The 21,028-nt window shown below is 68.4% G+C and carries 21 protein-coding genes and 1 pseudogene; 16 read left to right on the top strand and 6 right to left on the bottom strand.

The features are described 5' to 3' along the window. The first annotated feature begins 97 nt into the window (after positions 1 to 97). Complete coding sequence (locus OG223_RS09030; RefSeq protein ID WP_329244949.1) at positions 98 to 1,255, top strand: L-dopachrome tautomerase-related protein; 1,158 nt, start codon at positions 98 to 100, stop codon at positions 1,253 to 1,255. A 243-nt stretch (positions 1,256 to 1,498) separates the two neighbouring features. Here the strand turns inward: OG223_RS09030 and OG223_RS09025 are convergent, their stop codons facing one another. Beyond that, on the bottom strand, positions 1,499 to 2,134 hold the full coding sequence (locus OG223_RS09025; protein WP_329244946.1) for a TetR/AcrR family transcriptional regulator: 636 nt from the start codon (positions 2,132 to 2,134) through the stop codon (positions 1,499 to 1,501). A gap of 266 nt (positions 2,135 to 2,400) precedes the next feature. Here OG223_RS09025 and OG223_RS09020 point away from each other — a divergent pair, with 266 nt between their 5' ends. Further along, positions 2,401 to 4,578, top strand: a complete 2,178-nt coding sequence (locus OG223_RS09020; protein WP_329244943.1) for an MMPL family transporter — start codon at positions 2,401 to 2,403, stop codon at positions 4,576 to 4,578. Between the two features lie 91 nt (positions 4,579 to 4,669). Here OG223_RS09020 and OG223_RS09015 read toward each other — a convergent pair whose 3' ends face one another. Beyond that, positions 4,670 to 5,380, bottom strand: a complete 711-nt coding sequence (locus tag OG223_RS09015; protein WP_329244940.1) for a MerR family transcriptional regulator — start codon at positions 5,378 to 5,380, stop codon at positions 4,670 to 4,672. A gap of 274 nt (positions 5,381 to 5,654) precedes the next feature. Here OG223_RS09015 and OG223_RS09010 point away from each other — a divergent pair, with 274 nt between their 5' ends. The 4 genes from OG223_RS09010 (at position 5,655) to lipB (ending at position 8,922) form a co-directional block, all read left to right on the top strand. Further along, the gene (locus OG223_RS09010; RefSeq protein ID WP_329244938.1) at positions 5,655 to 6,269 is read left to right on the top strand and encodes a DUF6230 family protein; all 615 of its coding nucleotides are present in this window, start codon (positions 5,655 to 5,657) and stop codon (positions 6,267 to 6,269) included. Positions 6,270 to 6,387: 118 nt separating this feature from the next. Then, on the top strand, positions 6,388 to 6,879 hold the full coding sequence (locus OG223_RS09005; protein ID WP_329244935.1) for a DUF6114 domain-containing protein: 492 nt from the start codon (positions 6,388 to 6,390) through the stop codon (positions 6,877 to 6,879). 766 nt (positions 6,880 to 7,645) lie between these two features. Continuing rightward, the gene (locus OG223_RS09000) at positions 7,646 to 8,089 is read left to right on the top strand and encodes a hypothetical protein (RefSeq protein ID WP_329244932.1); all 444 of its coding nucleotides are present in this window, start codon (positions 7,646 to 7,648) and stop codon (positions 8,087 to 8,089) included. A 179-nt stretch (positions 8,090 to 8,268) separates the two neighbouring features. Further along, positions 8,269 to 8,922: a lipoyl(octanoyl) transferase LipB gene (lipB, locus tag OG223_RS08995; RefSeq protein ID WP_329244929.1), complete on the top strand. Its 654-nt coding sequence runs from the start codon at positions 8,269 to 8,271 to the stop codon at positions 8,920 to 8,922. Between the two features lie 55 nt (positions 8,923 to 8,977). Here lipB and OG223_RS08990 read toward each other — a convergent pair. Beyond that, positions 8,978 to 9,154, bottom strand: a pseudogene (locus OG223_RS08990) (transposase); the annotation flags it as partial. Between the two features lie 374 nt (positions 9,155 to 9,528). Between OG223_RS08990 and OG223_RS08985 the strand changes: the two are divergent. Both OG223_RS08985 and OG223_RS08980 read left to right on the top strand, forming a co-directional pair. Continuing rightward, positions 9,529 to 10,827: an SNG1 family protein gene (locus tag OG223_RS08985; protein WP_329244925.1), complete on the top strand. Its 1,299-nt coding sequence runs from the start codon at positions 9,529 to 9,531 to the stop codon at positions 10,825 to 10,827. 234 nt (positions 10,828 to 11,061) lie between these two features. Beyond that, positions 11,062 to 11,631: a TetR/AcrR family transcriptional regulator gene (locus OG223_RS08980; protein WP_329244922.1), complete on the top strand. Its 570-nt coding sequence runs from the start codon at positions 11,062 to 11,064 to the stop codon at positions 11,629 to 11,631. Positions 11,632 to 11,718: 87 nt separating this feature from the next. Here the strand turns inward: OG223_RS08980 and OG223_RS08975 are convergent, their stop codons facing one another. Beyond that, positions 11,719 to 12,252, bottom strand: coding sequence for a TetR/AcrR family transcriptional regulator (locus OG223_RS08975; protein WP_329244918.1), 534 nt, complete (start codon positions 12,250 to 12,252; stop codon positions 11,719 to 11,721). A gap of 300 nt (positions 12,253 to 12,552) precedes the next feature. On the opposite strand from OG223_RS08975, the gene OG223_RS08970 reads away from it, so the two are divergent. The 4 genes from OG223_RS08970 to OG223_RS08955 all read left to right on the top strand — a co-directional run bounded on the left by OG223_RS08970 (position 12,553) and on the right by OG223_RS08955 (position 15,121). Further along, the gene (locus OG223_RS08970) at positions 12,553 to 13,374 is read left to right on the top strand and encodes an oxidoreductase (protein WP_443073700.1); all 822 of its coding nucleotides are present in this window, start codon (positions 12,553 to 12,555) and stop codon (positions 13,372 to 13,374) included. 395 nt (positions 13,375 to 13,769) lie between these two features. After that, positions 13,770 to 14,471 (top strand): SDR family oxidoreductase, encoded by a 702-nt coding sequence (locus OG223_RS08965; RefSeq protein ID WP_329244916.1) that lies wholly within the window; start codon positions 13,770 to 13,772, stop codon positions 14,469 to 14,471. Further along, entirely contained in the window at positions 14,468 to 14,767 is a 300-nt protein-coding gene (locus OG223_RS08960) for a hypothetical protein (RefSeq protein WP_329265924.1), read from the top strand. Before OG223_RS08965 ends, OG223_RS08960 begins: the two co-directional genes overlap by 4 nt. 72 nt (positions 14,768 to 14,839) lie before the next feature. Next, the gene (locus OG223_RS08955) at positions 14,840 to 15,121 is read left to right on the top strand and encodes a hypothetical protein (protein WP_329244913.1); all 282 of its coding nucleotides are present in this window, start codon (positions 14,840 to 14,842) and stop codon (positions 15,119 to 15,121) included. Positions 15,122 to 15,144: 23 nt separating this feature from the next. Here the strand turns inward: OG223_RS08955 and OG223_RS08950 are convergent, their stop codons facing one another. Beyond that, entirely contained in the window at positions 15,145 to 15,768 is a 624-nt protein-coding gene (locus OG223_RS08950; protein ID WP_329244910.1) for a TetR/AcrR family transcriptional regulator, read from the bottom strand. A gap of 148 nt (positions 15,769 to 15,916) precedes the next feature. Here OG223_RS08950 and OG223_RS08945 point away from each other — a divergent pair, with 148 nt between their 5' ends. The 4 genes from OG223_RS08945 to OG223_RS08930 all read left to right on the top strand — a co-directional run bounded on the left by OG223_RS08945 (position 15,917) and on the right by OG223_RS08930 (position 19,623). Beyond that, on the top strand, positions 15,917 to 16,912 hold the full coding sequence (locus OG223_RS08945) for an NADP-dependent oxidoreductase (protein ID WP_329244909.1): 996 nt from the start codon (positions 15,917 to 15,919) through the stop codon (positions 16,910 to 16,912). 49 nt (positions 16,913 to 16,961) lie between these two features. Further along, the gene (locus OG223_RS08940) at positions 16,962 to 17,828 is read left to right on the top strand and encodes an alpha/beta fold hydrolase (protein WP_329244905.1); all 867 of its coding nucleotides are present in this window, start codon (positions 16,962 to 16,964) and stop codon (positions 17,826 to 17,828) included. Positions 17,829 to 17,861: 33 nt separating this feature from the next. After that, positions 17,862 to 18,668 carry a strictosidine synthase gene (locus tag OG223_RS08935; protein WP_329244903.1) on the top strand — a complete coding sequence of 269 codons (807 nt, stop codon included), beginning with the start codon at positions 17,862 to 17,864 and terminating at the stop codon, positions 18,666 to 18,668. A gap of 124 nt (positions 18,669 to 18,792) precedes the next feature. Beyond that, positions 18,793 to 19,623: an enoyl-CoA hydratase/isomerase family protein gene (locus OG223_RS08930; RefSeq protein ID WP_329244901.1), complete on the top strand. Its 831-nt coding sequence runs from the start codon at positions 18,793 to 18,795 to the stop codon at positions 19,621 to 19,623. Between the two features lie 563 nt (positions 19,624 to 20,186). On the opposite strand, the gene OG223_RS08925 is transcribed toward OG223_RS08930, so the two are convergent. Then, positions 20,187 to 20,900: an SDR family oxidoreductase gene (locus OG223_RS08925; protein WP_329244898.1), complete on the bottom strand. Its 714-nt coding sequence runs from the start codon at positions 20,898 to 20,900 to the stop codon at positions 20,187 to 20,189. Positions 20,901 to 21,028 lie beyond the last annotated feature (128 nt).

Below are 21,028 nucleotides of genomic sequence, written 5' to 3'. Positions count from 1 at the left end.
CGGCTACGGCAACGTCCGGCCAATCCCCCTCACGCGCCGAGGTGATGCGTCAACTCGCCGCGCCTTCCGGCAACTTGACCCAGTAGGAGACGCTCCCATGAAGCGACGTACGTTCCTTACGGCGACCACCGCGTCGCTGGCCGCCACCCAACTCGCCGGACCCGCCTCCGCCTCCGCCTCCCCCTCCGGTTCAACAGCCGGTCACTACGAGGTCGTTGCCCGCTTCTGGGGCGCGATGCCGACGGGTGTTACCGTCTCGCGCCGCGGCCGCATCTTCGTCAACTTCCCCCGCTGGGGCGACGACGTCCCGTTCACCGTCGCCGAACTGCGCGGCGGGAAGCCGGTTGCCTACCCCGACGCCGAGGTGAACCGTCAGGACGCCTCAGACCTGGCCGGGCACTTCCAGTCGGTGCAGAGCGTCGTCGTCGACCCGGCCGACCGGCTGTGGATCCTCGACACCGGAAGCCCGCTGTTCGCCGGGTCCTCCTACGGCGGTCCCAAGCTCGTGGCGGTCGACCTGCGCACCGACCGGATCGTACGGAAGATCCTCTTCCCGCCCGAGGTGGTGCCGGCGAACAGCTACCCCAACGACGTGCGCTTCGACCTGCGGCGCGGCGCCGAGGGCATGGCCTTCATCACCGACTCGGGCGGCTCCAACGGCATCATCGTGGTCGACCTCGCCACGGGCCGCTCCTGGCGGCGACTGACCGGGCACCCCTCGGCACTCCCGGACCCGGACTTCGTTCCGGTCATCGATGGCCAGCCCTTCATGGTCCGCCCCGCGGGCGGCGAGCCCACCTCTTACGAGACCGGCTCCGACGGCATCGCTCTCAGCGCCGACGGCACGCGCCTCTACTACTGCCCGCTCTCCAGCCGCCGACTGCACAGCGTGTCCACCGACGCCCTCGCCGACCCGGACACCACGGACGCCGAGGTGGCGGCGACGGTCGAGGATCTCGGGTTCAAGCCGATGGCCGACGGCCTGGAGAGCGACGACAAGGGGCGGCTCTACGGCGGCGACCTGGAACACAACGCCATCTGGCGCAGGAGCCCGAACGGCACCTACCGGACCCTCGCCCAGGGGAGCGACCTGAACTGGATCGACACCCTGTCCATCGCCTCGGACCGGCACCTGTACGCCACCGCCAACCAACTCGACCGGCTGGCGCCCTTCCACGAGGGCCAGGACCTGCGTCGCAAGCCCTATCTCCTGGTCCGCCTGCCGATCGACGCCGGGCCCGTCAGGCTCGTGTGACCTCGCCGGCCCGCGTCGGGCGGCCGCCTCGGCGGGGGATCAGTGTGCACCCCGGCCGTACCGCGGGCGACCTTGACGCGGGCGCGGACCCGGGCGGGGCAGGGCTTGCCGGTGTAGTGCGCGGCGCTGCGGTCGATTTCGGGCAGGCCATGGTCTCCGTACAACTCGACAGTCTCCGTACAACTCGACGCCCTCAAGGCGCTGAACAGCACGTTCAGGCCCGGAGCCGTACCGGCTCCGGGCTCACGGCACGTCCGCGAACGCCTGAACCTTCCCCTCGCTGACTCGCCACCCCGCTACCAATACCCCCAAGGCCCGCTCGTAGCAGTCGGCGACCGCGAGCCCGGGCGGCTCGTTCCCCGACAGCACCAGGGACACCAGGCCATGGGCCGTTCCCCAGACCGACAGCGCGATGACCTCCGGGTCGGACTCCGAACTGAACTGCCCTGCCTGCTGTCCGCGCCGGACGGCGTCGACGAGGGGCCGGTAGGTCTCGATGGCTTCACGCGGCCTCTCCGACTCCGACTCGGACGGGCACTGGACGCTGCGGTCGGCGAAGAGGATCGCGTAGAGATGCGGGTTGGCGATGGCGTATTCGCGATAGACGAGCCCTAGTCGGATCACGTCGGCGGCCGGGTCGTCCGTCGGACGGATGGCTGCCAGGCGTGCGACGAAGAGCCGCGCGGCCTCCTCGTACAGGCTCCTGAGCAGACCCGCCTTGTTGCCGAACAGTGAGTAGACCGCCGTGGTCGAGGTCTTCACGTCCGCGGCGAGCTGTCGCAGGCTCAGCGCGGCGGTGCCGCGGTCGAAGACCGTGGCGGCCGCGCGGTGCAGGAGCCGGAGCCGGAGTGCTTCGTCGTGTGTCTTGAGCCTGGCCATGGCGTCATCGTATTGCAACGCCGTTATGAATGCCTATCGGCACCGCTTTAACTTGTTGTCGTCCCGCCCCGCCCCGCACCAGGACCCGCCGCCTCCGAACGAGCTCCTCTCACATACCAGCAGGTCAGAGCTGAGGAACGCGCCCACTCCCCGAATGAGAGCTACGCAACAGCGTTGCATCGAGCAATAAAAACACTGTTACGGTTCGTTCGGCGCCGACCTTGGGACGGTCCTGTCCGGCGCTGGCCAACGATCTAGGAGAAGTCATGTTTGAGGGGTTCGGGCGGCTGCTGTACCGCAGGCGAAAGCCGGTGCTGATACTGACCATGCTGTTCGCCGTCCTGTCCGGGGCCTACGGCGCCGGAGTCTTCGGCTCCCTGACACCGCTCGGCTTCCAGGACCCCGGCTCGGACAGCGTGCGCGCTGCCCACATCGCCGAGAAGGCGTTCCCGCAGCGGACACCCGACGCGGTGATCGTCTACCGCGACAAGGACCGTACCGTCGACGACCCGTCCTTCCAGCGGGCGGTCGTCAAGCAGTTGGAGTCCCTGCCGAAGTCGGAGGTGACCGGCTACCTGGACTTCTGGACGACCAGGATGCCGGCGCAGGTCAGCCACGACCGGCACGCCACCTACGTGGCCCTGAACCTGCACGGCAGCAGCGAGAAGGCCAAGGAGGACGCGTACAAGGCGGTCAAGGACAAGATCCCGGCACCGGGCCTTCAGACGCTGCAGGGCGGCACGGTGCCCACCGGTCACCAGGCGAGTGAGAAGATCGAACACGACCTGAGAACCGCGGAAATCATCTCGGCCCCCGTGCTCTTCCTGCTCCTGCTGGTCGTGTTCGGCGGTCTGACCGCGGCCTTCCTCCCGCTGCTCGTCGGCGTGCTCTCCATCCTCGGTTCGATGGCCGTCCTGCGGACCATCGCGAACATCACCGACGTGTCCGTGTTCTCCATGAGCCTGGTCACGATCCTGGGTCTCGCGGTCGCCATCGACTACGGCCTGCTGATCGTGAGCCGCTACCGCGAGGAACTGGCGGCCGGTTACACCGGCGAAACGGCGATCGGGCGCACCCTCGCCACGGCCGGGCGCACCGTGATGGTCTCCGGCACCACGGTCGCGGCGGCGCTGGCCGGACTGACCCTCTTCCCGTCGACGTTCCTGAAGTCGATGTCGTACGGCGGCGTGGCAGCGGTCCTGCTGGCGGTGCTCTTCTCACTGGTCGCGCTGCCCGCGCTGCTCGCCGCGATGGGACCGAAGGTCAACGCCTTCTCGCTGCGCCGCAAGAAGGCAGGGCGGTCGACGGCGGCGGGCGAGGGTGCCTGGTACCGGTTCGGGCACGGCCTGATGCGGCGGCGGTGGGTCGTGGTGGTGGGCGCGGTGGGCCTGCTGCTGACGCTCGCCCTGCCGTTCTCCAAGATCGAGTTCGGTTCCATCAACGCGCAGCAGCTGCCGAGCACTTCCGAGGGCCGCCAGGTCTTCAACGCCATGGAGCACGACTTCGACGGCGACGCGGTGAAGTCCATCGACTCGCTGCTCGTGCTGAAGTCCGACGGGACCTCGAAGGAGCAGGGCGCGGCGCTGAAGGCGTACGCCGAGCGGCTCGGTGCCACCGAGGGCGCCACGAGCGCCCGGATCAGCGGCGTGGAGGGCACCACGGCCCGGGTGTCGGTCACCTACGACGGCAATCCCATCTCGACCCACGCGCGCGACCTGGTGAACCGGCTCAAGGACGTCCCCGAACCGCCGGGCGCCCGGGCGTACTTCGGCGGCGAGTCGGCGGTGTACGACGACACCCTGGACGCACTGGGCGAGACCCTGCCGTGGATGCTGCTCTACATCGCGGTGATGACGTACGTCCTGCTGTTCCTCGCATTCGGCTCGGTGCTGCTGCCGTTGAAGGCGATCGCGATGAACATGCTGTCGCTGTCCGCGACCTTCGGTGTCCTGGTCTGGATCTTCCAGGACGGCCATCTGCACAACCTGCTCGGCTTCGATCCGACGGGCAACATCGAGCCCAACATGCCGATCATGCTGTTCGCGCTGATCTTCGGGCTCTCCATGGACTACGAGGTGTTCCTGGTGTCCCGGATGCGGGAGCAGTACGACAAGCAGGGCGACAGCACGGAAGCCGTGGCGATGGGGCTGCGGTCCATCGGCCGTCTGGTCGTGAGCGCGGCGGTGCTGATGTGCGTGCCGCTCGCGGCGATCGGGATGAGCGATGTGCTGACCATCAAGCTGTTCGGCGTCGGCATGGTGTTCGCGGTCCTGGTGGACGTGCTGGTGGTGCGCATCCTGCTGGGAACGGCCGTCATGAGACTGCTGGGCAGGGCGGCCTGGTGGGCTCCGGGCCCGCTCGCCCGCTTCTACGACCGATTCGGTATCAAGGAGACGGACGTGCCGGAGGACACCGACGAGCGAGTCCCCGTCGCCACGGGCTGAACCCTCCCGAGAGGCCGAAGTGTCTTCACCGGGGCACTTCGGTCCTCGCTGCCGTCGTGAACGGGGGTGCCGGTGGTGCACTGCTGGGGACTCACTCCTCCGGCTGCTCGCTGCGCTCGCATGCACGGCGATCATGGCGCCGGTGGTTCGCGTCCTCCTGGGCCAGGCGCCGTAGCAGCCGGACGACCGGCTCGAACAGCACGGTGAGGACCACCGCCCGCTCGGCGAGGGCGATGCGGTCCTCGATCCCCTCGAACTGCGCGAAGTCCAAATCGGCGGTGGAGGTGGCGAGTTGTGCGTAGGGGACGAGGTCGTCGACCGTGTAGTCGGTGCCGAGGCGGCTCAGCGCGGCGAGACTTTCGGCGAGTGCGGGGCGGTGCGGTGACGCGTCGGAGATCCGCCAGCCCATGTTCTCGATGAGAGCCTCGACCCTCGTGGCGGCTCCGCCCGGTACAGCCTCGTCGGCGGTGTTCTCCGCTCCGGGGCTGTCCTCGTTGTCCGCGCCGCTCTTGCCGTGCGTCTCTGCGGAGGGCACGGGGAGTGCGTGGTGGACGACGCCCAGGGTCTCGAACCCGTCCAGTGGACGGTCCACCGCATCGAGCACTTCACGGGTACGGGCGACGGACAGCCCGCCGAGCTGGATGAGCGAACGGATCAGACGGAGCCGTTGGATGTGCTCCTCGCCGTACTCGACCGCCGTCGCGTTCAGCGCGCGCCCCTCGGGAAGCAGCCCTTCCCGCCGGTAGTACTTGATGGTCGCCATCGGCACCCCGGACCGTCGGCTGAGCTCTGAAATCCTCATGCGCTCCCTCACGCTCAACTGTCCCACCAGTATCGCGTTACCGGGGGTTGCCCCGACGGGATCGATAGTGCCACTATCGGGTGCTCGGTAGTAACACTATCGAGTGCTTCTTCGGTGTGCCCACTTCCTCCGTGCGCGTGGACGAAATGCGCCCGCGGAAGCCGCCTGCACCGCCACGGCCACACCCAGCCGCAGTTCTCTCCCCACCCCGGGCCCGGGGCAGTCAGTTCTGGGTCCGGTCGTCTCGTACGCATCGACAACGGAGACCAACACCATGTCCCAGCGAATCGGCAAGACCCACTGGAAGCGTTTCGCCATCGGCGCGGTGCCGACCGTGGCCGCCACGGCTGCCGTCGCCATTTCCATGGCCCAGGGCGCCCTGGCCGCTTCGTTCAGCATCTCCGGTTCCGCCTTCCAGGTCTCGGCCGGCAAGTTGAGCGGCACCGGATTCGCCAACTACGCCACGGTGGACGTCGCCAAGAACGGCAAGCACGTGCCCGTCTCCGTCTCGTCCATCAAGAACGCGAAGGTCACCGACATGTGTCAGTCCGTCCCGGTGGACATCCCCGTCCTCGGGACCTACACGATGTCGCTCAAGGCCGGCGGGTCGGGTACGCCGGTCAAGGCCAAGGACCTGTACATCGACATGACAGACCTCCAGGCCAAGAAGGGCACCTTCAAGAACGTCGACATCGGCGTCGCCACCGGTTCCATGACCAAGGGCCAGGTCAACCCGAAGGACCACGTCGATCCCGACGGCTACGCCCAGGAGGCGGACGCGGTCGAGATCATCGATGCCCACCAGACGGTCTGGGCCACGACTGCGGGAACGTTCGAACTGGCGGGCCTGCACATGAACATCGCGTCCGGCCGCCACGACTGCTTCTGACCTCGCTGCCGCCCCCTCGCCTCCCGCGCGCGAAAGCGACCGGCGACTGCCCAGGGGGCGGCAGCGTTCCACCGTCCTCGCGGACACCCTCACCCACTCACGACTTGGGAGCTGCCACATGACGAGTGCCGGTGCGCCCGCGCACCCCCACAGTGACAGCGGCTTCACCCGCGCTCGCCGGGACTTCCGGACCTGGCGGCGCACCCGCCCCTTCTGGGCGGGCCTGCTGGTGCTCCTTGCCGCTGCGCCCATCATCTACTTCCCGTATTTCAACCTCTCCCTGGGCGCCCTGTCCGTGGCGATGTCCACCACCGCAGGGGCTGGGTCGCTGGTCATCGGCCTGACTCTGATCGTCCTTGGCGGACTCCTCTGGTTCCAGCCGATCATCAGGTTCTTCGCGGGCTGCGTCGCGGTGTTCCTCGGCGTGCTGTCCCTTCCCATCTCCAACTTCGGCGGCTTCTTCTTCGGCACGCTGCTCGCGGCGACGGGCGGACTCCTGGCTCTGGCATGGGGCCCGGTGGGCGGGGACGGGCATCCGGAGGACGTACCCGACGGACCTGAAGAGCCGTCAGCCGCAGTCGTCCGGGCGGGAGGACAGGGGAGTGAGTGACCAGTCGCCCGACACTCAGGGCGAGACCGCAGAACCCCGCTTCGCCCGGCCGCCGAGAGGCCGGCACGCCATTCCGCGTACGTCCGCGCTGACACGCTTGCGTCTGCCGGTCGGGAGGGCTCTCGCGCTCACCGCGCTGCCGACCGCCCTCATCCTGGGGAGTCAACGCCTGCCCGAGTCCGCGGACACGAGCGCCCCCGCAGCGCTCTCCGTTTCCGAAGAGGGATCAGGCGCGCCTGGAACCAGCGGTGTCGACTGTGCCCGTCCCGATGACACCTCACCCTCTGCGACGAACACTCCCGCACACCCCACCCCGTCCGCTGATCCCCACACGGTCGGCGCTCACCCGAGTGGGGAGCCCGTCAAGCCGCCGTCGCACGCGGACGACGAGGGAGCGGGCCCGGCCCCAGCACCGACCGCCACTCCCACCCCCTCGCCCAGCACAACCTCCGCCACGACGAGCCTCGCGGACATCCTCGGTCCCCTCTTCCACGACGACGCCGCGCAGGAGAGCCCGTCACCCGACGCGAGCCCCTCACTCCACGCGAGCCCTTCACCGAGCTCGGCAACTTCGAGGCCGGAGTCCGGAGCACTGCCCGAGCCCCGGTTGTCCACCACGCCTGTGTCACCTGCTCCCAGCCACCGGGCCGTCGAGCCGTCGCCCCGACCGGACTCCACCGGGGGAACCTCCCGAACCTGCGACATCAGCGATCTCAAGGCCCCCGAGGAACATGAGGCCGGCCGATTCTCCGCCGAGGCATGGAACATGAAGGGGAGCCGCCTCGAACTGCACGACCTCGTCTTCGGCGGCGTGGTGACCGTGGACACGGCCGCCGGACCCAAGCGTGTGCTCAAGTTCTCCGCGGGGAGCGTCACGATCCGCGACCTGAAGATGGCGGTGCCCGTCGGCCCGCAGATCCAGCACATCGACGGGGCGCCCGGCTCGACGTCCACGCTGCGAGGCGGCGGCATCACCATGTACGTCGAAAGCCTGACGGGCACCCTCTCCGGCGTCGAAGGCGTTCCCGTACCGCCCGTCCTCCGCCTGCACCTCACCCCGGACACCATTCCGCAGTGGCTTTACGACACGGTCGGGAAGCTCGACCTCAAGCTCCAACTCGGCCTGGACGACGCCGACATCAACCAGGCCGGACAGACGGGCGGAAAACTCGCCATCCCGGGGATCCACGGGTACGGAACGCCACGCTGAAGCCGGCACCAGGCGGCTGTGGTCGGTCGCGGTCATGGGTGACAACACCTGACCTGGCTGCATGCCGAGCCCCTACGACGCACAGTTTGTTCATCGGCGACACCAGACCAGGAGTTCGCAGGCGCAGTTCGAGGCGACGTCGCCTCGAAGACACGGGAGAGGCAATGGAGCCAGGGGAGATGGAACGCGTCGATCTGGGTGAGGTGCCGTATGAGGTGGCGCAGGCCGACATGGCCGGTTGGGTGGCCGAGCGGAAGCAGGGGCGTACTGGGGATCGGCTGTTTCTGCTCACCCACCCTCCCGTGATCACCTACACGGCGCGGACACCGGCCGACCAACTGCCAGAACCGGCTTCGCCGATCAGTCTGGTCGAAGTCGACCGGGGAGGTCATGCCACCTATCACGGGCCAGGGCAGCTGATCGGGTATCTCGTGCTGAACGTGCGCGAGCTGGGACCGCGCGGCTTGATACGCCGGATCGAGCACGCCCTGATCCGCGCGCTGGGATCACTCGGATTCGAGGCGATACGCCGGGACACACCCCGAGGCGCCGAGAGCCTGGTCGGCGTGTGGACCCCCGGCCACCGCAAAATCGCCTCCATCGGCATGCGCATCAGCGGCGGCGTCACCAGCCACGGATTCGCGCTCAACATAGACCCGGACCTCGACGTCTACACCACGTTCACGGCCTGCGCCCTGCCCGGTGTCCGGATGACCTCGTTGGCTCAACTCGCCGCCGAACTCGGCCGGCCCACGCCCACGGAGGCGCAGGTGAGGGATGCGGTAGCCGACGCCGTAACAGCCGAGCTGGCGCGAACGCGCACACCCTCCTGAGCCGGGGCAGGCGCTTGCGCGGTGGCCGCCGCTCGGTTTCCAGTCCCCGCCTCCCGGTAGACCGTCGGCCGAACCGGCCCGGCATTTCCCGCCACTGACTGCTGGCGCGGAACCGCCAGATCGTCCCCCCGAACTGCTCGCGCATCCGCTCAGGGTACGGACCGTGCTTGCCCATCGGCAGGAACGGATCGATCAACTGCTCCTGCTTGTCGGTGAGTTGCCTGCGCGTCACGATCGCCTTGCTACCGGCTTCGATCGGCAGGATTGATCACGACATCACATAGACCCGCGACCAGAGACCTGGCCGTGAACTTCCAGCTCCGCAGGGAGTCGGTGTCGATCGAGCGGATAGAGCACGGTATCGGCTTCCTCGCGCCGCTGGGACAGGGGCCGGCGCCTCGACTTGGAATTTGTAAACTGATCGGTTTACGATGAGCTTGAAACCGACCGGTTTCATCAGTCGGAGTCCCGGCGGGGTGCTGCATCTCCGGTTCCGCGTCGACGGCCGTGTGTGCCGAGATTGAACGTTCCGAGGGTCGCCGGACCGCAATGAAGCTGTCCGCCCCTCTCCGGATATGAGTGTGTTGTCCGAGACCGGAGTAAGTCATGAGTGGGATTCACCCGTTCCGCGTGCTGCGTGCCAAACCCCTGTGGATCGCCAATGGCGTCATCACTGGCGTTCTCGCGCTGCTGTTCACCGTGTTCTACGTCGGGGCCAACATCGATCCCGTCGATCACATGAAGAATCTGCCCGTCGGCCTGGTCAACGCCGACAAGGGGGCCGCTGTCGGCGGCAAGCAGGTCAACCTCGGGGCTGGGATCACCGAGTCGATCAAGAAGTCCACCGCGAGCGGGGCCAAGATCGACTGGAAGGTGATGGACGAGAAGGAGATGAAGGAGGAACTCGGCAAGGGCAAGCTGTACGGCGCGCTCGTCGTCCCCGCCGACTTCACCTCCGCCACCACCGCACTCACTGCCTCCGTGACCGCTGGGACCCCAGCCCGCCCGACGCTGACGGTGCTGACAAACCAGTCCGCCGGCAGCGTGGGCTCCAGCCTGGCCCGGACGGCGACGACACAGGCGGCCGAAAGCGCCTCGCTCCAGGTGGGCAAGGAGCTCACGTCCCAGATCGGGACCGGGCAGGCGAAGCTGCCCGCCGCGGCCCGCGTCCTGCTCGCCGACCCGGCCGCCGTCATGGTCAAGGACGGCCATCCGCTCGACTCGCACAGCGGCCTGGGCCTGACGGCGTTCTACTACGCCCTCGTCCTGGTGGTCTGCGGCATGCTCTCCGCCAACGTCATCAGCGGCCAGGTGGACCACGCCCTCGGCTACACCCACAACGACATGGGCCCGCTGCGCCTGCACCGCCCGCTCATCCGGGCGACCCGGGTGCAGACCCTCGCCATCAGCAGCACTCTCATGGCCGGGCTGTCCCTGCTGATGGGGAGCCTGGTCATGGCGGGCGCGGTCGGCCTCATGGGAATGCACGCCGCCCATCTGCCCCTGCTGTGGCTGTACTCGGTGTGCGCCATCGCGGTCTCCGGGATCGGTGCGCTGACCCTGCTAGCCGTCTTCGGCACGCCCGGCATGCTGGTGGTCACGCTGGTCTTCATCGGGATGGCGGTGCCGACGGCCAACGCCACCACACCGCTTCAGGCGCTGCCCGGCTTCTACCGGTTCCTGGCGGAGTTCGAACCACTGCGGCAGATCACCGGCGGCATCCGCTCGATCCTCTATTACGACGCCCAGGCCGACGCCGGCCTGACCCGGGGCTGGGTCATGATGGCCGTCGGCCTCGCGGCAGCCGCCCTCTTCGGCTTCGGCGTGACGGGCTGGTACGACCGAAAGGGGCTGCATCGCATCCCCGCCGGGACGGAGCCCGAGAAGACCGCTGCCCCGGCGTAGCGGAAGGCGGCTCACTCAAGACGGGGCCATTACTCGGAGTGGCCCCGGTGCGCGGCGCCCTCTGCGGGGACGAGAGGCACGTGCACCATCAGGGCTCGGCGACGGTCTTTCCCCCGAGACCGTCACCGAGCCTCTGAGCGGCCTTCAGGCGGCCGCGCGGCGACGGGTGTCTTCCCGACACCCCACGGAAACCGATCGGTTTCTTTTTCGTCCGATTCGAGTTAACCTCGCGGTATGACCACCAAAGTGAAGCAAAGCCCCCGGGAGCGGCTGCTGGAGGCAGCGGCCACGCTCACCTACCGCGACGGCGTCGGCATCGGCGTCGAGGCGCTGTGCAAGGCGGCGGGGGTGTCGAAGCGCTCCATGTACCAGTTGTTCGAGAGCAAGGATGAACTGCTGGCGGCGAGCTTGGAGGAGCGTGCCGCCGCCTTCGGGGCGAGCCTCCTGCCCCCGGCGGATGACGGCCGTTCCCCCCGCGAGCGGATCCTGTACGTCTTCGGGCGGGTGGAGTCGCAGGCGGATGCGCCCGACTTCCAGGGCTGCCGGTACCTGGCTGTGCAGATCGAGCTCAAGGACCAGACCCACCCCGCGAGTCGGGTGGCCCACCAGATCAAAGCGAACCTGACAGCCTTTTTCCGTTCCGAGGCCGAACAGGGCGGGGCGAGCAACCCCGACCTGCTGGCCCGGCAGCTCATCCTGGTCTTCGACGGCGCCAGCGCCCGCGCCGGAATCCAGGCCGACAACCTGACGGGGCTCGTCGCACCCACCGTGGTCACCCTGCTCGACGCGGCAGACATGCGCTGACGCGCCCCGGGTTCGACCAGGCTCGGCGACCGAAGCTCTCTTTCGGGTTGATGCCAGTCTCCGGCAGCCGGAGCAGCGCCCACGGGCTCACGCCCTTGCCTCCCGGTGATCGGAGGAAAGCCCGATCGCCGTAAGCGTGTTGCCGAGCATGCCGCAGGCAAGGAAGCTTGTGGTCTCGTGGACGTCGGCACCCAGCGACAGGTGCACGGTTTCCCACAGTCGCATCCAGCCGGCCCGGACGAGCTCGCCCGTCTGGTCGTCGCCCTCTGTCTCGGCGGCCGCGACGACGGCGTATCCCTGCATCTGCATCAGTAGCGTCTCGGGGCGCGCCGAGATCAGCCGCGCGTACGCGTCCGTCATGGCACGCCGGGTCTGCTCGCCGCCCTCCGCCCCGTCGGCCGCCCGCTCGAAAGCCAGCCGGGTGTCTTCCATACTCCGCACCAACGCGGCGACGAAGATCGCCTTCTTGCCCGGGAAGAGTCGGAAGAGGTACGGCTGCGTGACGCCGACGCGTTTGGCGATCGCCTCGGTGGAGGTCCCGTAGTAGCCCTTGAGCGCGAACTCGGCGATCGCTGCGCGGACGACGCTTTCGCGTCTCTCTTGCGCGCTGACCCTGGCCATGCCGCCATTGTGGCAGGCGCCGGTCCGTTTGCGTCAGCCGGCAAGGTGCCTGACCGGACGCAGGGTCCGCAGGGCCCTTGTGGCGGCCGACCGCCATGAGACGGGCTCCCGTCTGCCGAGCGTCGCAAGCGGCACCCCGCCCCGTCTTGAACGAGCCGCCGCAGCCGCCGCGCAGCCCGATCGACCTCGGCGTGCAGACGAGGGCACGGCCAAGATCGGGTTGGCGTTTGAGCTTGCACGCGGAAACCGATCGGTTTACTGTGGATGGAAACTGATCAGTTTCTAGTGAGTCGGGAATCCATGATGACGACGACGAACAACCGGCCGGTGGCACTCGTGACGGGTGCGTCATCCGGCATCGGGAAGGAAACCGCGCTCGCCCTGGTCGCAGCCGGATTCAACGTGGTCGGCACCGGCCGCGACACCTCGCGCGTCGCCCCGCTCGACGGTGTGACGTTCCTCGACCTCGACGTGGCCAGTGACGCCTCGGTCGCCACAGTGGTCCAGGAGGTGAGCGAGCGGTTCGGGCGGATCGATGTCCTGGTCAACAACGCCGGAATCGGCTCACTGGGTGCGGCCGAGGAAACCTCCCTCGAACAGGCCCAGGGCGTCTTCGACACCAATGTCTTCGGGGTCATGCGCATGGTGAACGAGGTCCTGCCGTACATGCGCGGCCAGGGGCGCGGGCGCATCATCAACCTCTCCTCCGTGGTCGGATTCGTGCCCCAGCCCTACATGGCCGTCTATGCCGCCTCCAAGCACGCGGTCGAGGGCTACACCGAGTCCCTGGACCATGAGGTCCGTGACCACGGCATCCGGGCGCTTCTCGTCGAACCCGCCTACACCAACACCGGATTCGAGACCAACAGCGCGCGGCCCGACACACCCCTCCATGCCTACGAGAAGCAGCGGCGGACCGTCGGCCGCGTGATGGCGGAGGCGATCAGGGACGGCGACGACCCCGCCGTGGTCGCCCGGGCGGTCGTCGCGGCAGCCACCGACGCGAAGCCGAAACTGCGCTACGCCGCCGGCCCCACGGCCGGACGGGCACGCCTGCTCCGCTTCGTTCCCGCCTGGGCCTTCGACCGGCAGATCCGCAAGATGAACCAGTTGGCCGGCTGACGCCTGACCGCACTCACACACCCCGCCGTACTTGAGCGGTCCTTGCGACGTTGGCTGTCGGCTGCCCTTGGTCGCCGGCCCCGGGCCGGCCGGGGGTGCCGGCGACACCGAGCCGTCCCGCACGCCACTCCTCACGTCACTCCGCTGAACTCCGCCTGAGGCCCAGCGAGGCCACGTCGATCACTGTCGGCGGGCTCGCGGTTTCACCGGCCTACGACGGGCGAGTACGGGCTTCGCCGATGGACACGAGGCCAACTCCCAAAGCCTGAGCTCCGCCCGACTCCACCTCGACCCGGCATGCCGGCGTCATCCGGTGCTCAACCCGACTTGCATGACGAAACCGATCGGTTTACGGTGGTGGAAACCGATCGGTTTTCATCTTCGTGGAGGTAGTCATGACAGCAATCAAGGGCGCCAACGTCTTCGTCACCGGAGGCAGCCGTGGCATCGGCAAGATGCTGGTCGAGGAGCTCTATGCCCGTGGGGCCGGCAAGGTCTACGCCACGACCCGTGACCCGCGCACGGTGACCCACCCCGATGCCGTTCCGCTGGCGCTCGAGGCCACTGACCCGGCATCCGTGGCAGCCGCAGCCGAGCAGGCCCAGGACGTCACCATCCTGATCAACAACGCCGGTGCATCCGTCCGCGCTTCGTACCTCAACTCCCCGATGGAGGACGTACGCCGGGATCTGGAGACCAACTTCTACGGGCCGCTGCTGGTCACCCGGGCCTTCGTACCGATCATCGAGCGCAACGGCGGGGGTCACATCCTCAACGCCCACTCCGTCCTGTCCTGGCTGGCTGACGGCACGCCCTACGGCGCCTCCAAGGCCGCCCTGTGGTCGCAGACCAACTCCCTGCGCCTGGAGCTGCAGCCGCGCGGCATCGCGGTGACCGGGCTCCACATGGCCTACGTGGACACCGACATGACGTCGGGTGTCGACGCGCCCAAGGCCGACCCCCGCGACATCGCCGTGTCCGCGCTCGACGGCATCGAGGCGGGAGCGCACGAGGTGCTCGCCGACGACACCACCCGCTGGGTCAAGTCCCAGCTGTCCTCCGACCTGGAAGCCATGTACGCCCAGCTGAAGAAGTGACACCACCCGCGCTTTCCAGGGAGATCCGCCGCGACTCCCGTACCGAGAAGCTGTCGATCCATGAACTGTCGCGCCACTACGGGGTCCACCGGCGTCTGGTACGCGAAGCTCTGACGTCCCCGTGGCCGGCGCCCCGCAAGCCGATGCCTCCGCGGCCTTCGGTGATCGACCCCTACAAGTATCTGATCGACGCGATTCTGCGTGCTGATCTGGATGCCCCGCGCAAGCAGCGCCATACCGCCAAGCGGGTCTTCGACCGGCTGGTGGACGAGCAGGGGATGGACAGCGGCTCCTAAGGCCGGGTCCGCGACTACATCAGGCGCCGCAAGCCCGAGATCTGGGTCGAGGAGGGCCGCGGACCACCCAGCGTGTTCATCCCGCAGACGCACCGCCCCGGCGAGGAGGCCGAGGTCGACTTCGGAGACGTCTGCATCACGCTCGACGGCGTGCGTACCCTGTGCTGCCTGTTCGTTTTCCGGCTCTCGTTCTCCGGGAAGGCCGTGCACCTGTCCGTTGTCCGCACTGCCGGGCCGGATGTTCTTGCCGAGTTGCGCGGCGCGGATCGCGGCGACGTGCCCGCTCGAGCCGGCGCCAAGGGCGACGACGCCGTAGTGCGCGCTCATGACGTGCCCCCTTTCCAGGGTGGTTGACGGTTGGTTCGTGGAGTGAGCAGTCATGCGGCGCGGTGGTGGGGCGCCAGGGTGGCGTGGATCTGGTCGCGGATGTCGGCGAGGACGGCTTCGTCGCTGCGCTGCAGATACACGGTGGCGGTGGTGCTGATGTGGATGATCGCGGTGATCACCCGCGCCAGCGTTGCCGCGTCGGCGGCGCCGATGTGCTCGTTGCGGATGAGCAGGCCGGTGACGCCGTTCTCGAGACGGCCGGCAAGGGTTAGACCTGCTTGCCGGTAGGGCTCGGCCGGGTCGCCGAAGACGAGTTCGTGCAGGTAGGTGCGGCCGTTCTCGATGTGCTCCCTCACGCACTCCACCACGGGACGGATGAGAGCGATGACAGGCTCCAGCGCGCCCTGTCCGACGGCGGCGTTCGCAGCGGCGAGGCCGGAATCGATGGCGGCGGCGAACTTCTCGTTCTGCACCATGATCAGCAACTCGGCCTTGGTGGACGCGTACAGGTAGAGGGTGCCGATCGCGACGTCGGCCCGGTGGGCGATCTGCTGCGTCGTGACCCCGCTGACGCCGTGTTCGGCGAACAGCTCGCGGGCTGCGGTCATGATGCGCTGGCGCTTGTCCTGTTTGGCCCTCTCGCGGCGCCCGATCGGCATGTGACCGCTTCCCATGGGGCCTCCCTTGACAATAATTCTGAGTGCACTCATAGTTGAGTGTACTCGGATTGACTGAGTGAGGCGAGACCCCGGAGGTCGCGCTGAGCTGGCCGACCTGGTCTCAGACCTGGATAAATAGGATGAAGGCAAGGAGTGACACCTCATGAGGGCGTTCGTCGTCACGAAGTACAAGGAGCCGCTGCAGGAGGCGGACGTCCCCGAGCCCACCGTCGGGGAGCACGACGTGCTGGTGCGGGTGGAGGCCGCCGGGCTGAACCCGCTGGATGAGAAGATCCGCGCCGGTGAGTTCAAGCAGATCCTGCCCTACAAGCTGCCACTGATCCTGGGCAACGACGTCGCGGGGACCGTCATCGGTGTCGGGGCGGCGGTTCGCGGCTTCAAGCCCGGAGACGAGGTCTACGCCCGGCCCGCCCAGGACCGCATCGGCACGTTCGCCGAGCGCATCGCCGTCGCGGAGGGCGACGTGGCGCTCAAGCCCGCCTCGATCAGCATGGATGAGGCCGGCTCGCTGCCGCTGGTGGCGCTCACGGCGTGGCAGGCGCTGGTGGAGCGCGGGAAGGTGCGGCCCGGGCAGAAGGTTCTCATCCACGCCGGCGCCGGCGGGGTCGGTTCGATCGCGATCCAGCTCGCCGCGCACCTCGGTGCGAGCGTCGCCACGACCGCCGGCGCCTCCAACGCGCACTTCGTGCGCGCGCTCGGCGCGGACACGGTGATCGATTACCGCACCCAGGACTTCGAGCAGCTCCTGACCGGCTACGACCTGGTGCTGGACGGCATCGGTGGTGAGAATCTCGAGAAGTCCCTGCGGGTGCTCAAGCCCGGCGGCAAGGCCATCGGGATCGCCGGTCCCCCGGACCCCGCGTTCGCCCGCGAGGCCGGCCTGAACCCGCTGCTGCGCCTGGCGGTCGCAGCCCTGAGCCGCAAGATCCGCAAGCAGGCGAAGAAGCTCGGCGTGACGTACGAGTTCCTGCTCATGCGCGCCAGCGGCGACCAGCTCCGCCAGATCACCACCCTGATCGACCAGGGCGTGGTGCGCCCGGTCGTGGGAAAGGTGGTCCGCTTCGACGAGACCCCGCAGGCGCTGCAGTCCCTGTCCCAGGGCGGCATCCGCGGCAAGGCCGTCATCGGCAACATCTGACCCGCCGCAACCGCGACGGGCGACACACAGCACACGAGGAGAATCCGTCATGAGCAGCACCGGCACCCCGAACGAAGCCGTCATCACCTCCTACGCGAAGGCCCCGGCCCGCACCGTCAGCGCCGGCGGCGTCACCTACGCCTACCGCGAGCTGGGACCGAAGGGCGGCATCCCCGTCGTCTTCTTCGTCCACCTCGCCGCGACCCTGGACAACTGGGACCCCCGCATCGTCGACCCCGTCGCGAAGGGCCGTCACGTCATCGCCTTCGACAACCGCGGTGTCGGGGCGTCCACCGGCCAGGTGCCGGACAGTGTCGAGGCGATGGCCGACGACGCCTACAGCTTCATCAAGGCGCTCGGGTACGACAAGATCGACGTCTTCTCCTTCTCCCTCGGCGGCATGGTCGCCCAGGCCCTGGTGGTGAAGCACCCCGAGCTCGTCCGCAAGCTCGTCCTCACCGGCACCGGGCCCAAGGGCGGCAAGGACATCGACAAGGTCGCCGGAACCACCTACTGGGACATCCTGCGCGCCACCCTGACGCGCTCGGACCCCAAGGAGTTCCTGTTCTTCAACCGCAACGCCACCGGCAAGGCCGCCGGGCGCGCGTTCGTCGACCGGCTCAAGGAGCGCACCGTCGACCGCGACGCGGAGATCAAGACCAAGGCGTTCCAGACACAGTTGAAGGCGATCAAGAAGTGGGGGCGCTCCGCCCCCGACAACCTGTCGTCGATCACGCAGCCCACCCTGATCGCCAACGGCGACAACGACCGTATGGTGCCGTCGGTCCTGTCGGAGGACCTGCACCGGCGCATCAAGGACAGCCAGGTGATCATCTACCCCGACTCCGGGCACGGCGGCATCTTCCAGTACTACGACGAGTTCGCCCCCGTGGCGGTCGAGTTCCTCGCCCGATGACAACCGCCTGACCAGGAAGAGAAGGGCAACACCATGAGCACGTCACCGGCCGTCGTACCCCTGGAAGTGACGAAGCACCTCACCTCCTCGATCCTGCTGTGGGTGCGGACCGATCAGCCCCGCCAGACCGGCATGGACCACTGGAAGGGCCCGCACTCCGGGATCATCTCCGCCACCCCGGGCCTGGAGGAGTACCGGCAGATCCACCTCGCCGAGCACAACCCGGGCCGGTGGCCGGCCACCGACGGGGTCCAGACCGCGATCCCCGCGGACCGGAAGATCGACGGCGTCGCGGAAGTCACCTTCCAATCGGCGCTCGCACCCCTGAAGGGGCGCAAGCAGACGAAGCTGGCCTACGCCGACGAGATCAACGTGTTCCGCCGCACCCTGCTCTACGCCGGCCCGCCGAACTCATCCCGCTGGTACGACGTTGCAGGCCCCGGACAGACGGTCGGTGCCCGCGCTCTCGTCTACCTGCGCCGCAGAGACGGCGTCGGCGCCGGCGCCTTCCGGAAGTTCGTCAACGAGCAGCTCACTCCCGCGCTCGCCGGCACCGGAGTGCTGAAGGAACTGCGCACGCAGACGTTCCTGCCCTGGATCGAAAAGCTCTGGGACACGCCGGACGTCGCCCACGACAACCCCCACGACCAGCACTTCCACGCCTCCCTCAGCCTCGGGTTCACCGACACAGAGGCACGGAACGCCTTCTTCACCGGCCAGGTGATCCAGGACCTGTCCAACCGGCTGGCACCGCAGGTCTCCGCGATCCACGCCTACGACGTCACCGCCGCGCTCACCTACGTCAAGAACGGCGCCATCCTCCCGCACTACGAGGAGTGAGCGGCGCGAGCGAGAAGCGGACCGCCGGATCTGCTCAGCAGTTCAGCCGCCCCACGCTTCCCGGCCCTCCTCGCGCCCCCGTCTGACACCCATCACGCATCCCAATCCGTATCCGGAGCCAGCCATGAGCGAGCACAGCACCATCCACTACGAGCGCACCTCACCGCAGATCGCGAAGATCACCTTCGCCAACCCGCCCGTCAACCTCATCGCCGGCGAGACCGTCCTGCGCCTCATCGAGATCGTCGAAGAACTGGCCACCGACCCGGAGATCCAGGTCGTGCTGTTCGACAGCGCCACCCCCGACTTCTTCTACAACCACTTCGACCTGGCCGCCGCCGCCGACTTCCCCGCCCCCGAGGACCCGGACGCGGTGCCGGCATGGACGAATCTGGTCCTGGAACTCTCCAGGGCGCCGTACATCACCATCGCGGCCATCCGGGGACGCACCCGCGGCGGCGGGAACGAGCTCGCCCTCGCCCTCGATCTGCGCTACGCCAGTCGTGAGAAGGCGATCTTCGGGCAGCCCGAGGTCGGCAGCGGACTGCTGCCCGGCGGTGGCGGCACCGAACGCCTCCCTCGCGCCATCGGACGCGACCGCGCCCTGGAAGCCATCCTCACCAGCGACGACTACGACGCCGACACCGCCGAGCGTTGGGGCTGGGTCACCCGCACCCTCCCCGACAGCGACCTCGACGCCTTCGTCGGCACCGTCGCCGCCCGGCTCGCCTCCTTCGACCGCACCTCACTCGCCTCGGCCAAAGCCCAGATCAACCGGGCATCCCTGCCCCCGGACGCGGACCTGGTCGCCGCGTACGGCGAGTTCACCCGCTCCCTCACCCTCCCCGGTTTCCTCACCCGGGCCGCCGGCACGCAGGCCGTCGCCGAACAGGCCGGCATCGACTTCGAATACCGTCTCGGGCACCACATCGGCGTCGCCAACCAGCAACGCTGACACCCGTCAGGAAGCGAGCACGGACGCAGCCAATGGCGCGTACGTCCTCTTTCGCCGCAGGGCTTACCTGATTTCCGACGTCTTCGGCACCGCGGTCGACCGGCGCACCGGCATCGCGGGCGAATTCGAACGCGTCGGCGCCCTCTCCGGGCCACGGGCCGATTGGCCAGGACTCACCACCCAGTGGCGCAGCCTGTACCCGCCGGACACTGCTGCGGGTGGCGTTCGGGGCAGTGCCCTGGCGGTCGCTGGACGAACTACACCGGTTGATGCGCGGACGAGTGCGCGCCGAGCATGGCCTGACCGAGCTTCACCGACACCGACCGGGCCGAACTCGTGGTGCCTGGCACCGCCTCAGACCGTGGCCCGACAGCCGCGACGGTCTGTCACCACGGTGGTGCCCCGCTGCTGATCGGGCTGCCGGCGGATCGACCGCCGATGCCATCCACGGCTCGACGGCCGCGACGGTGCACCCCTTCTTGACACCGGCCGGCCAACCGTTCGAACGCGATGGATCACGGAGTCCCGGCGTGAAGAGATCACGTCGGGACCGAAGGACAAGCTCAGGCGTCCGTGCTGTGCAGGTCCGGGTAAAGCGCCTCGACCGGGCCGCTCAGAGCCACCTTGACTCCCTTGGTCAACTCGTCGGCCAGGACCTCGTATTCTCCGGCCTCGACGGCGTCGTAGACCGTCGTCACCAGCTGGGTCGGCAGCATCTTGGGTCCGTCAGCGTGCGCGGCCATATCGGTGTCGACGTAGCCCATGTGCACACCCGTCACATGGACGCCCATGGGTGCGAACTCGATGCGCAGCGAGTTGGTGGCCGACCACAGTGCGGCCTTGGACGCGCTGTAGGCGCCGCCGAAGGCATACCAGCTGGCAACGGAGTGCACGTCGATGAGGATTGACCCCTTCTTGGCGGAGAGGACCGGTGCGAAGGCGCGGGCGAGGAAGACCGGCCCGAAGAAGTTCGTCTCCATGTTCGCCCGGATGTCCGCCTCGGTGACGTCCAGCAGGCTCGCGCTCGGCGGGATGGCGCCCGCGTTGTTGACGAGCACGGTGACATCCGCCGCGGCGGCGACGGCCGCGTCGATCGACGCGGGGTCGGTGACGTCAAGGGGCAGGGGGACGATGCGGTCATCGTCCCAGGCGCGGGGGGAACGGGCGGTGGCGTAGACCTTGACGGCGCCGCGAGCCAGGGCGTCGTGGACGAAGTGGGTGCCGATACCGCCATTGGCGCCGGTGACGAGGACGACTGCTCCATCGAGAGAGGGCATTGGTTCCTTCTTTCCAAGGGGATGTGAAGTGCGTGGCTGTGCACGGATGGAGCAATGACTCCTCGCCCCGCCATGGAAGAATGAGCGGAGCCACATTCGAGCCCACGCGGTACTGACTGTAATCATAA

Source organism: Streptomyces sp. NBC_01478 (assembly GCF_036227225.1).
Classification (GTDB): domain Bacteria; phylum Actinomycetota; class Actinomycetes; order Streptomycetales; family Streptomycetaceae; genus Streptomyces.
The sequence above is the reverse complement of the archived record's forward strand: the minus strand, read 5'-3'. Positions and strand labels throughout refer to the sequence as shown.

Bases quoted from the DNA above. Each gene is read 5' to 3' on its own strand.
- OG223_RS09030 (WP_329244949.1), top strand. From the start codon at position 98: ATGAAGCGACGTACGTTCCTTACGGCGACCACCGCGTCGCTGGCCGCC.
- OG223_RS09025 (WP_329244946.1), bottom strand. From the start codon at position 2,134: ATGGCCAGGCTCAAGACACACGACGAAGCACTCCGGCTCCGGCTCCTG.
- OG223_RS09020 (WP_329244943.1), top strand. From the start codon at position 2,401: ATGTTTGAGGGGTTCGGGCGGCTGCTGTACCGCAGGCGAAAGCCGGTG.
- OG223_RS09015 (WP_329244940.1), bottom strand. From the start codon at position 5,380: ATGAGGATTTCAGAGCTCAGCCGACGGTCCGGGGTGCCGATGGCGACC.
- OG223_RS09010 (WP_329244938.1), top strand. From the start codon at position 5,655: ATGTCCCAGCGAATCGGCAAGACCCACTGGAAGCGTTTCGCCATCGGC.
- OG223_RS09005 (WP_329244935.1), top strand. From the start codon at position 6,388: ATGACGAGTGCCGGTGCGCCCGCGCACCCCCACAGTGACAGCGGCTTC.
- OG223_RS09000 (WP_329244932.1), top strand. From the start codon at position 7,646: ATGAAGGGGAGCCGCCTCGAACTGCACGACCTCGTCTTCGGCGGCGTG.
- lipB (WP_329244929.1), top strand. From the start codon at position 8,269: ATGGAACGCGTCGATCTGGGTGAGGTGCCGTATGAGGTGGCGCAGGCC.
- OG223_RS08985 (WP_329244925.1), top strand. From the start codon at position 9,529: ATGAGTGGGATTCACCCGTTCCGCGTGCTGCGTGCCAAACCCCTGTGG.
- OG223_RS08980 (WP_329244922.1), top strand. From the start codon at position 11,062: ATGACCACCAAAGTGAAGCAAAGCCCCCGGGAGCGGCTGCTGGAGGCA.
- OG223_RS08975 (WP_329244918.1), bottom strand. From the start codon at position 12,252: ATGGCCAGGGTCAGCGCGCAAGAGAGACGCGAAAGCGTCGTCCGCGCA.
- OG223_RS08970 (WP_443073700.1), top strand. From the start codon at position 12,553: ATGATGACGACGACGAACAACCGGCCGGTGGCACTCGTGACGGGTGCG.
- OG223_RS08965 (WP_329244916.1), top strand. From the start codon at position 13,770: ATGACAGCAATCAAGGGCGCCAACGTCTTCGTCACCGGAGGCAGCCGT.
- OG223_RS08950 (WP_329244910.1), bottom strand. From the start codon at position 15,768: ATGGGAAGCGGTCACATGCCGATCGGGCGCCGCGAGAGGGCCAAACAG.
- OG223_RS08945 (WP_329244909.1), top strand. From the start codon at position 15,917: ATGAGGGCGTTCGTCGTCACGAAGTACAAGGAGCCGCTGCAGGAGGCG.
- OG223_RS08940 (WP_329244905.1), top strand. From the start codon at position 16,962: ATGAGCAGCACCGGCACCCCGAACGAAGCCGTCATCACCTCCTACGCG.
- OG223_RS08935 (WP_329244903.1), top strand. From the start codon at position 17,862: ATGAGCACGTCACCGGCCGTCGTACCCCTGGAAGTGACGAAGCACCTC.
- OG223_RS08930 (WP_329244901.1), top strand. From the start codon at position 18,793: ATGAGCGAGCACAGCACCATCCACTACGAGCGCACCTCACCGCAGATC.
- OG223_RS08925 (WP_329244898.1), bottom strand. From the start codon at position 20,900: ATGCCCTCTCTCGATGGAGCAGTCGTCCTCGTCACCGGCGCCAATGGC.